Origin of the sequence: Bartonella sp. AC329YNZD, from assembly GCF_042196685.1 — a bacterium.
GTDB lineage: Bacteria > Pseudomonadota > Alphaproteobacteria > Rhizobiales > Rhizobiaceae > Bartonella.
The window spans coordinates 1-11356 of the sequence record NZ_JBHIQS010000024.1; the positions used below are offsets into that span (position 1 = coordinate 1).

At 35.4% G+C, this 11356-nt stretch carries 8 protein-coding genes; 2 read left to right on the forward strand and 6 right to left on the reverse strand.

The window, feature by feature from the left end; translation table 11 throughout:
- On the forward strand, positions 1–206 hold a 206-nt coding region (locus tag ACFIMW_RS08305; RefSeq protein ID WP_375608757.1), incomplete at its 5' end, for an autotransporter outer membrane beta-barrel domain-containing protein.
- Between the two features lie 613 nt (positions 207–819).
- Here the strand turns inward: ACFIMW_RS08305 and ACFIMW_RS08310 are convergent.
- The 6 genes from ACFIMW_RS08310 to ACFIMW_RS08335 form a co-directional block, all read right to left on the reverse strand.
- Positions 820–1602 carry an ABC transporter ATP-binding protein gene (locus ACFIMW_RS08310; protein ID WP_375608758.1) on the reverse strand — a complete coding sequence of 261 codons (783 nt, stop codon included), beginning with the start codon at positions 1600–1602 and terminating at the stop codon, positions 820–822.
- Entirely contained in the window at positions 1589–2473 is an 885-nt protein-coding gene (locus ACFIMW_RS08315; RefSeq protein ID WP_375608759.1) for an ABC transporter ATP-binding protein, read from the reverse strand. The genes ACFIMW_RS08310 and ACFIMW_RS08315 overlap by 14 nt, the downstream gene beginning before the upstream one ends.
- Positions 2466–3395: an ABC transporter permease gene (locus ACFIMW_RS08320; protein WP_375608760.1), complete on the reverse strand. Its 930-nt coding sequence runs from the start codon at positions 3393–3395 to the stop codon at positions 2466–2468. Before ACFIMW_RS08320 ends, ACFIMW_RS08315 begins: the two co-directional genes overlap by 8 nt.
- 2 nt (positions 3396–3397) lie before the next feature.
- Positions 3398–4471, reverse strand: a complete 1074-nt coding sequence (locus ACFIMW_RS08325) for an ABC transporter permease (RefSeq protein ID WP_375608761.1) — start codon at positions 4469–4471, stop codon at positions 3398–3400.
- Between the two features lie 112 nt (positions 4472–4583).
- Positions 4584–6185, reverse strand: a complete 1602-nt coding sequence (locus ACFIMW_RS08330) for an ABC transporter substrate-binding protein (RefSeq protein WP_375608762.1) — start codon at positions 6183–6185, stop codon at positions 4584–4586.
- 374 nt (positions 6186–6559) lie between these two features.
- A complete protein-coding gene (locus tag ACFIMW_RS08335; protein ID WP_375617368.1) occupies positions 6560–8185 on the reverse strand; it encodes an ABC transporter substrate-binding protein in 1626 nt (541 codons plus the stop codon).
- A gap of 2530 nt (positions 8186–10715) precedes the next feature.
- Between ACFIMW_RS08335 and ACFIMW_RS08340 the strand changes: the two genes are divergently transcribed.
- Positions 10716–11356, forward strand: a 641-nt coding sequence (locus ACFIMW_RS08340; RefSeq protein ID WP_375608764.1) for a tyrosine-type recombinase/integrase, incomplete at its 3' end; no start/stop codon positions are given.

Here is an 11356-nt window from a genome sequence, read left to right on the forward strand (position 1 = left end):
AAACCTTTGGTGATGATGGTACCATCCGGATTGGCAGAGATTTTGACCTTGATCCTATGGGACCTGCAATTGAAGGCGGCGTTGGCATCAATGCGCAACTGTCTCACAATTTCTCCCTTCATGGTGATGTAAGCTATCAACAAAAGCTTCAAAAAACCGGTGTGTCTGGTGCAAGCTTTTCAGGAGGAATACGCTATCAGTTTTAAAACAAAACTGTCAAAACAGCCTATTCATTCTATTTAATTTAACAAAAAAGGCAGTATAGTATACTGCCTTTTTTATTTATAAAATCTGTTTTGCTTTCAAAGAACCTCTTCTTAAAAAGAAAAAACAACAAAATAGTTGAATCATTCTCATGTACCATTGAAAATTTTTTATAATAGCTTTTTCTTTTTTAAAGAATAAAACTTAGAATTTTTTGATAAATAAGAGCTAACACTGTAAAAAAATAAACAAATCAAAAACAATAAAAATTAAACTATATCCTAAAGAATAAACTTTCCTAGAACACATAGCATTATTAATCACCTATTATTTTTACAAGCTTAATGCTCTTCTACAATGAAAACTTCTAAACATAAATTTATAATCAACAAACTGTACAACAAATACATAATGCGTGTTATGAGTCATCTGTATGACTCATAATGTTGTATGCCTGATAAAGTAAAAAATATGAGAGCTAAAATTTCTCTCAATAAATTATATCGATAAGATTTCATACTATAAAAAATACAAAAACTCTCTATTACAACCAAGATACTAAATACTTCTCAAAACCCAAAATAGAAAAATGTATTTTCTCTTTTGAAAAATCGATCATACTCTTTGCTCTCTATGGACAATAGGCTCTATACTTGCTTCAAAGAACTCCTTTGTATAATCATGTTGCGCATGTAAATTACGCAATTCATCATTGCTAAGCTCTTCAAGAATAATCCCTTTATGCATAATCCCAACACGTTCACAAATATGTGCAACAACAGCAAGATCATGGGATACCATCAAATAAGTAAGCTTTTTTCTTTCTCGCAACGATTTCAACAAGTTTAAAATTTCAGCCTGTACCGACACATCCAATGCAGATGTTGGCTCATCAAGCAACAAAACCTCTGGCTCAATAATCAAAGCACGTGCAAGAGCAATACGCTGACGCTGCCCCCCAGACAACTCATGAGGATAACGATAAAGAAATGAAGAATCTAAACCAACAGAATCTAAAGCATCCTCTACCCGCTCCTTTTGATTATCCATACCATGGATTTTGAGAGATTCAGAAAGAACCTTATGAACCATTTTTCTTGGATGAAGCGAAGCATAAGGATCTTGAAAAACCATTTGAATACAGCGTAAAAAATCTTTACTTCGTTTTTTTTCGACTTCTTGTCCAGCAAAAAGGAACTTTCCGCTATAATCGTGAATAAGCCCTACCAATGTATTCAAAATAGTTGATTTTCCACATCCAGATTCACCAATTAAACCATAAGCTTCACCACGCTTAATATAAAAATTAACATTTTTAACAACTGTTACTGCCTTATGCCTATGGCCAAAAGTTACAGATAAATTAGAAACATCAATAATATTCTCACAATTTGTCATGGGGAACCTCCTCAACACCATTAACAATCGTAGGATTATACAACCAATCAGGATCACGCTCAGGAACAGCCAAAACATCAACAGGATTGTCAAGCCGTGGCAAACTCGCAAGCAAAGCCTTGGTATAAGGATGACAAGCGTGAGACAAATCAGAAGCTGGCAACTCTTCTAACACACGGCCTGCATACATTACCAAAATACGATCACAAAAATCAGCAATCATATTCAAATCATGACTAATGAAAATAAGCCCCGTTCCAGACTTTGTCACCAGTTCATCTAATACGGATAAAACTTGTCGTCTGACCGTAATATCAAGCGCAGATGTTGGCTCATCGGCAATAATTAAATCAGGTTTTGGAATAAGCATCATTGCAATCATTACACGCTGACCCATCCCCCCTGATATTTCATGAGGAAATAATCGCATCACATGTTCAGGATCACGAATATGAACAGATTCTAACATAGATATAGTCTGCTCCCGCGCTTCTCCTTTTGAAACGCGGTAATGAATACGGTAAGCCTCCATAATCTGCTCACCAATCCGTATTAAAGGATTAAGTGAATATTTGGGGTCCTGTAAAATCATTGAAATACGCTTACCTCGGATTTTTCGCATCTGAGGTTCACTTGCGGTCAATAAATCAATATCATCGAAGCGCATTTTTTTAGCTTTAACAATTGCTGATTTTGGACTCAACCTTAGTATTGCGCGCCCAGTCATCGATTTTCCAGATCCGGATTCACCAACAATTCCAATTTTTTCTTTTCCGACAGAAAAACTAACACCGCGTACAACTTCTGAAATACCGCGCGCTGTAGGAAAAGAAATACGTAAATCTTCTACTTCTAATAATTTATTACCCATTGCGTGGATCCAATACATCACGAAGACCATCACCTAAAAGGTTGAAAGCAAGACTTGCAAATAATATTGCACAGCCTGGTATTGCTGCTAACCACCAATTTGTCATCATAAATTCCCGCCCTGAAGAAAGCATCGCACCCCATTCAGGACTTGGAAGTTGAGCTCCCAACCCTAAAAAACCAAGACCAGCAGCCGTTAAAATAATTCCAGACATATCCAAAGTTAATCGTACAATCACTGAAGGAATACACATGGGCGCAACATGAAACAAAATAATTCGCCAAGCAGATGCCCCTTGCAGGCGGACTACAGAAACATAATCAGAAGAACGTATCATCAAAGTCTCAGCACGTGCTAAACGTGCAATTGGCGGCCATGCTGCAATTGAAATTGCAATAGAAGCATTTTCAATCCCAGGGCCCAATGCGGCTGAAAATGCAAGAGCTAAAATCAAACCTGGAAAAGCAAGAAAAATATCGACAATGCGCATGAGCACAGTATCAACCCATCCGCCCATATAACCAGATACAGTTCCAACAATAAGCCCTATTGGACCTACAATAACTGTTGTAAGAAAAACAACATAAAGAGTAATACGAGAACCAAAAACAAGGCGACTAAAAATGTCACGTCCCAATTCATCTGTTCCAAAATAATGCGCCATAGAGGGTGGCTGCAACCTATGCCCCAGATCATTGCTAAGAAAATCATGCGTAGCAATCCATGGAGCAAAAAATGCACATATGATAATAATACAAATAATAAGCAAACCCAATACAGCCGAAAAGTTATGAAAAAACTTAACCAATGCGTGATAAATTCTTTGTATGTTTGCTTGAATTATGGACCGCGGAATAGGGTCATTTAACCAACTTCTCAAAGAAGATGATGATTGCGATTTATGATGATTACTTACTGTCATATTCAACGTGTCCTTGGATCAAAAATGCGATAAAGCAAATCAGAAAATAAATTAATGGCAACAAAGATAAATCCTACAAGTAAAGTACATCCTACAACTGCATTCATATCTCCGGCCAAAAGAGCATTTGTCAAGTAATGCCCAAAACCAGGCCAAGCAAAAACTGTCTCCGTCAAAACAGCCCCTTCTAATAAAAAAGCATAAGATAGCGCCACAACGGTAATAACCTGAACAGCAGCATTCCTAAAGGCATGCCCCCAAACCGTTCGTGCCCAAGATAACCCCTTTACACGGGCAGTAATAATATATTCCTGATTGAGTTGCTCAATCATAAACCCACGAGTCATACGGCTAATATAAGCCATAGCACCGAATGCTAAGATCAAAGCAGGCATAATAATGTGACTAAAGACATTACCAAAAGCCTCCCATTGTCCTTGGCTCGCTGTATCCCAAAGAAAAAATCCTGTTTTAGGTTCAAAAGAATATTCATAAAGAAAATCAATACGTCCTGGACCACCAACCCAGCCAAGCTTGGCGTAAAATATTAACAACGCCATTAAACCAAGCCAAAATGTCGGGGTAGAATAACTTACAAGTGTAAAAACACGGACAACATAATCAATAAATGAATCGCGATACATTGCTGCAAAAACACCAAATGGAATCCCAAGACTTGTACCAATAACAATAGCAACGGTTGCAAGCTCTAATGTTGCAGGAAATACGCGCATAATATCAGTTAAAACAGGACGCCCAGAAGTTAAAGCATCTCCAAAGTCAAATAAAAATACATTATGAAGATACTTCCAATATTGGACAATCAACGGCTTATCAAGACCCAGCTTATAATACATTGTATCATAGGCCTCCTGACTGATATTATCACCAAGAATAGACAAAACGGGATCTAGAGGGAGAAGATGACCAAGAAAAAAAGTAATCGTCACCAACCCAAATAATGTGATAATAACTGAAATAAGAAGTTTAAATCCCTTGAACAAAAAATTCCATAAAAACAATTTTTTCTGCTTTTCTGATACAGCTCTTTCAGTCTCTGAAAGTGGCAAAATCATTATAAAAATCCCCTCTGTAGCGATAAAATATAAAGCGAATACTTTTTTTCATATAACGAAATAATCTCTTATTAAACATGTTCTACAATCTTTCTCTACAACATGCTTCTTTTTATTTTTCTGCTTCATTGTAGTAAAGTCTGTAACTATTCCAAACCCATTTTTTGACATCAGGTCCTATACCAACGGTATAATATGTCTGAAATAAATAAACCATAGGACCATGCTCTAGCACATAATGCTGTAAAGTACGATATTGCATAATACGCTTATTGGGATCTTTCTCAAATAAAGCATGCATCACCATTTTATTAATATTTTCATCATAATATCCAGCGCGCCAAGCCAAATACATATTGTGCTTTTTTGTAAATGTTGGATCAGGATTAAATACATGATTTAATGAAGCAGGATGTCCATCAGGATCAGCACTCCCCCACCCCATAAGTGCAGTATCATAATTTCCACCCCGTACACGGCTTAACAATTGATTTTGTGCCATTTTTTCAATTGTCAGCTCAACACCAATTTTGCGTGCATTGGCTTGAATAGACTGTGCAACAGATGACATATAACTAAGGCTTCCAACTAAAAGATTAGCTTTAAAGCCATTAGGATAGCCAGCCTCAGTAATCAACTGTTTTGCTTTTTTCAAATCCAACTTAAAAGGCAATCCTTCTTTTTCATCTAAAGCACCTGGAACACCCAAGGACATATAAGTTGCTCGGGGAATAGCAATCCCCTTCAAAACAGTTTTTCCAAGACCTTCATAATCAACCAAATAACGAAGTGCCAACCTAACCTTTTCGTTTGCTAAAATTGCATTTTTGTTATTTAACGATAGATAAATAATCTGCGGGCGCAAAACACGGCTAATTTTGATCCGACCGCCCTTTTTTTCAAGATCTAAAATATCCTCTGAAGAAAGATCACGTACAATATCCACATCACCTTTTTCCAAAAGAAGTCTTTGACTTGATGAATCCGCTACATGCTGCACAACGATCTTCTTAATTTTAGGCACTTCACCCCAATAATGCTGTGTAGCCTCTAACACAACTTTATCCGCTGGAGACCAGTTCACCAATTTATAAGGCCCAACACAAGCAGAATGTGTTGCTAAATATTTATTCCCCATATCACCGTCAAGACTCTGCGCTTCAATTGTTTTCCGATCAAGCAAAGCAGAAGCATAAGATTGTCCAATAACAGTCAATATAAGTTGTATAGGATAGGATTTATCAAATTTTAATTGTAAAGTTTTATCATCAAGAGCCTGAATATTTGTTTCAACATTTTTTTTGGTAAACCCATAATCCATTAAAGATTGAGCATAGCTTAATCCTAATTTAATAATCCTCCGCATCGACCACACCAGATCTTGCGCCGTCGCTGTTCTCCCATCATTAAACTTCAAATCATCACGAAGATGAAAAACTATTCTTTTTCCATTATCTAAAACGTCCCAAGATTGTGCCATAGCAGGGCGAATTTTTGTGGGATCATGCTCATCATATTGCACTAACGCGCTACAAATATTCGTCAATAATTCACTCGTCACAACCTCAACAGTTTGCGCTGGATCAAAACTACTAATTGAATCAATATTCCATGCCATCACCAATATATCTTTAGATGAGGCACTAAATGCTGATGTTACAGCCCCATTCAAGAAAACGAGTGTGCTTAATAAAATAGAAATTTTTTTCAACATTCTTTTTTTTCCATTTTATCTCTTCCTATTGTACTCTTGTATCTTTTCACACAAAGTGATTATGATTTTGTTTTTTTAAACAGCATGGCATCAAACATCAACTTCATTTAATCGAACCAAGCATCTATAAAGTAATTCTCTTATCCATCAATCTATATTCGGAATACAGAGAATCTATAACGATAAACAAAGAACCTCCCCAATATAACTTCTCATATTCATCCCTTCCTGTAAACGACCTCAATCATATATTGCATAAACATCTCTCACAATTTCATCCTTAAAAAAACTGAAAGACTTTTATGTGAGAAAATATTTTCATCATGCAATTATGATTAAGCACTGTTTATCTTTGACAACATTTAAAGACACACTTATTTTTCAATTTTATTATAAAAAATACGCGGCGCACTATTCCAAACCCATTTTTTGACATCAGGTGTCATCGCTATAGCGCTATATTGCTGATAAATAAACGCATAAGGCCCTTTTTGCATCAGTTCACGTTGTAAATCAGCATAAAGTTGCGCCCGTTTTTGCGGATCTTTTTGAAACAATGCCTCTTCAACTTTTTTATTCATCTCGGCATCAAAATATCCATGCTTCCAACTAGGATAGGCGGTATTTTTTGCCTCAAACCGATTATCAGGATTATAAACAAGACGTGAAGCCATTGTATGGGGATCCGCAGAATCGTTATTCCATCCGATAAAAGCCGTATCAAAAGCCCGTGCATTCACTTTTGAAAACAACTGTGTACCTGCCACACGTTCAATTTTAAGACGCACCCCTGCCTGTGCAGCACTATCTTGAAGTGACTGAGCAAGTAACAAAGTATAAGGAGCATTTAAGACAAGAAAATTTGCCTCAAATCCATTCGGATAACCGGCCTCTGCTAAAAGCTGCTTGGCTTTTGCAACATCAAATGTAAAGGGTTGTCCTTCTTTTTCATCCAGAGCCCCAAAGTTACCAAGAGGAATAAAACTTGCCCGTGGAACACCAATCCCTTTGAGAAGATTCTTGCCAAGACCTTCATAGTCAATAAGATAACGCATCGCCAAGCGTACTTTTTCCTTAGCAAAAATGGGATTTGTCGTATTAAATCCCCAATACATCATGGTTGGATCTAACACTTTTTCGATTTTAATATCTGTTGTTTTTTGCAGATCAGCAAGATCTTCAGGAGCCAAATTACGGGCAACATCAATATCGTGCTTTTGCAACAACAAACGTTGTGTACCTGACTCCACAACATGACGAATGAGAATCTGCTTTAGTTTCGGGGCTTGTCCCCAGTAGTGGGAGCTTGCACGTAACAAAAGAGCTTCTCCAGGGCGCCAACTGCTTAACTGATAAGGACCAACACAAGCAGCATGACTCTTCAAATACTGATTTCCCAGATCGCCATCTTTTTCGTGCTTCATAATTGTCTTACGATCAAGCAAAGCTGTTGCTGGACTTGCAACAATATTATTAAGAATAAGCTCTGCTGGATAAGGCTTATCAAATTTCATCACCACTGTTTTTTCATCTGGAGCTTGCAAAGCATCATCAACATTTTGCTCTGTAATTCCATATTCATTAAAAATTGTCGCATTGGTCATCTTTAATTTAACAATCCGCTTCATACTCCAAAGAAGATCATTGGCATTGGCTAATCTGCCATCATTAAACTTCAAGCCATCACGCAAATGAAAAGTAATCACCGTACTGTGATCATCCCCTGAAACATCCCAATGTGTAGCTAATGCTGGAACCATTTTAGCAGGATCATCCGTTGCGGTACTGACCAAACTATCACAAACATTGCGGACAATTTCACCTCCATAAACATCATTAAGTTGTGCGGGATCAAATGTACTAATTGCATCGAGATTCCAAGCCATCACAAGGGTATCTGCGGGAGTTTTTGCTGAAACCTGTTGTGCAACCATCCCCAGTGCTATAAAAGCAGAAACAAGAGAGCTGCTATTCTTTAATATTTTTTTCTTTAAGTTCATAAACTTTCCCCTTTATTTTTTATCAATGAATGATGCTCAAATGACATAGCAAATTTATAATTATAAAAACTGAACAAATACGTTCTAATTGCTTATACAAAGTCATCCACTTTATAAATTCACTGACTTAAGTTTCAATCAAACCATAGCGAACATGCACTATATGTTTTGCTAACTAGTATCACATTTTTTTCATAATATCTCTTTGCATACAACAATACGCTATATCAGCCCCAATAAATTATCAAAATGATAAATCCTGTATCCCCCCAGAAAACGGTAAGCTTTTTAAAAAATCATTGCGCAAAGATTTATAAACTCACTGTTTTATTCTTTTAGGGTGTATTTAAAATAAATATGCAAATTTTAAAAACCGTCATCCTCCTCAAACACTCAATTTCAAGATACGACGCATCTTTACTACATGATAAAAACTGCCTCGAAATAGTAAAAAAATATAAGAAAATATTTTTTCTACCATAAAAAGCCGCTTAATCTTTTGAAAATTAAGTATCAAAAATTTTACGTTTTTACCAACAAAACCAAACACGTTAATAACGATAAAGAAATAATGAGAAAAGCCATTCCTTACAAATTTTGTCTTCTGAGAGATAAAGCTTGCAATAAAAGAATGCACACAAAAATACCCTTTCTCATTGATAAAAACAAAATTCATTATACGATTTTCCCCAAAGACATTACGAATATAAATCCTTTTAAACTTTAAATGTGCATCATTGCTTTTTCGCTATAAAAATAAAATAGCAAACAATATACCGCAATAAAACTCTCGTTTCCAACAGCAAAATACAGAGATTCAATTCAGCAATGTAGCGTATACAGCTCTGCCTGAGCTTAAGCATCCTCCCCAAAACTGGAGCTCACACACAGCAAAATTACTCTCTAATGGAAAAAAGTTATCAGATAATAAAATCTAACACAAGCAGCTTGAGTCATTTAATTTCAATTTTTCCTAACTGCATTTTGTTTTATATTGCTCAGGCAAGTATTAAGCAAGCGACCATCACACAAATAAACTAACAGTCATACAATCCAAGCAAATTATAACAATGCAACAACACCGCCACATCTAAAGATGACTTTGCATTAATCAATAAACATGAATAGAATATTCATTCCTTAATAAAAATACCTCTTCTCAATCATTTCAAACGCCAAAAGCTGTTGCAGTATTTAAGAATTGGCAAAAAGAAGAATGGTGATTGATAATGTGAATCTTTGTAAAGTAAAAATGAGAGGACACAATCATATCTTATACATTCACAAACACCATCGAGTATTTAGAAATTCTTCTTTTAAAAACCCATAAATGAGCAATAAAATAATATTCTGTTTTGTTTGAATGACTTAGACTCCATAATCACGCAACACAACACGACCACATCCAAAAGCAATAATGCAACAACAAACATCTTAAACAATGAAAAGACTATTTTTGTTTTTTGAGCATGATTTTCTTTCAACATAAATAGCTTAAATATATAAACATCTTTTTACATCATTGCAAAGGATATACTCTAGAGCATATCATTGAAGTTTATTACTAATTTTTTCAAATGAAAAATGAACAAAAAAACACCTTTATCTACCTATCTTCAATCAAAATCTAATTTTTGTACGAAATCATAGTTTAACTCTACGGCATTCTTCCATATAGAGAAAAATTTTTAGGTATAAGCTCTTTGAATACAAATCGTTAACCATGAATAAAGCAGGAATTTTATCCATCTTGATAATTTATAAAACCCTGCAGCGTTAGCTCTATCTATGAATTGTAAAAAATTCTGTTTTTTATATTATCGGATAATAAAATTGAAATTATTTATAATATTGTTTAAAAATTTTAATTGATTTGCATTGTTTGGCAATAGATCAAATTTTAATCACTCGTCGCTTAATTTTATCTTTAATCTTATCATAGGAACAAAAAACTTTTTTGTCTTATTTTTTTAGTTTTGTTCTTCATTTATTTCAGTAGGAAAAATTAATACCGTCTAAGTATCAAATTTCATTTTTTTATTCTTTAAAATACCCATTTTTTGAAGAGTCCATTTAAAGTCATAATATTTTTTACTTGAAAAATATCTTATATAGATTGCACAAAGATGTTATTTTTAAATATTCACTTTCTACAGCGAATATGAATGCCATCATATATGAGCATTTTCTTTATCTTAAGAATTTTTTTGTCTTGCACAACTGTTAACAGTTTTTGAAAACTTATCAGCATTTATTACCTCCCTCTCACGGATGATTTTATTCTTTTACAAAAATTTTTACTTAAAATTTTAAGAGAAAATATATCAAAAAGTTTATTGTAAAAAAAACTGACATGTTGTTCAACTAAACATATCGTCTACAGAATTCAAAACATTGATTTATAGTAATAATTCACTGTTTCGTATGTTGAATCAATCAAAACCACTCATTTGCACGTCACAAGCAGGATGAGTGTGTGGGTAAAACTGTATAAGAAAGGACTAAAAATGGCTCTTATGAACCCTCTCTAGTGCCAAGGGCTGTCCGCAAACACCCACGAGCTGGCAAAGTGTGTGATGGGGCCGGCGTGCTTCTTCATAAGCGTAAAGATGGAGGTGCTCAATGGATTTATCGTTATACCCTTCACGGACGCCGCCGTGAAATGGGCTTGGGAGCGTTGCGAGATGTCTCTTTAAAACAAGCCCGTGAATTGGCAACTGGGTGGCGTTCTGTTCTTCGTGAAGGTCGTGACCCCATTAAAGAGCGTAATAAACAAAAGCGTGAGGCAATAAGCAATCTTCATTACTTAAAAGATATTGCCGTGGATGCTTTTGAAAGTCGTAAAGCTGAATTAAAAGGGGATGGTAAAGACGGAATCTGGTTTGCATCTTTAAAACTGCATATTCTTCCCAAATTAGGCTGTTTACCCGTTTCAGAGATTACTCAAACAGAGATACGCAATACCCTTGCTCCTATTTGGCATACAAAAGCTGCAACAGCAGAGAAAGCATTGATACGTCTTAATCTTTGTCTTAAACATGCTGCTGCATTAGGATTGGATGTTGATTTACAAGCAACAGAAAAAGCACGTGCTCTCTTAGGCAAACAACGCCATAAAACGCAAAATTTTCCAGCTATGGATTGGAGAAAGGTTCCGGCTTTTTATAAAAC

Bases quoted from the DNA above. Each gene is read 5' to 3' on its own strand.
- ACFIMW_RS08310 (WP_375608758.1), bottom strand. From the start codon at position 1,602: ATGACAAATTGTGAGAATATTATTGATGTTTCTAATTTATCTGTAACT.
- ACFIMW_RS08315 (WP_375608759.1), bottom strand. From the start codon at position 2,473: ATGGGTAATAAATTATTAGAAGTAGAAGATTTACGTATTTCTTTTCCT.
- ACFIMW_RS08320 (WP_375608760.1), bottom strand. From the start codon at position 3,395: ATGACAGTAAGTAATCATCATAAATCGCAATCATCATCTTCTTTGAGA.
- ACFIMW_RS08325 (WP_375608761.1), bottom strand. From the start codon at position 4,471: ATGATTTTGCCACTTTCAGAGACTGAAAGAGCTGTATCAGAAAAGCAG.
- ACFIMW_RS08330 (WP_375608762.1), bottom strand. From the start codon at position 6,185: ATGTTGAAAAAAATTTCTATTTTATTAAGCACACTCGTTTTCTTGAAT.
- ACFIMW_RS08335 (WP_375617368.1), bottom strand. From the start codon at position 8,185: ATGAACTTAAAGAAAAAAATATTAAAGAATAGCAGCTCTCTTGTTTCT.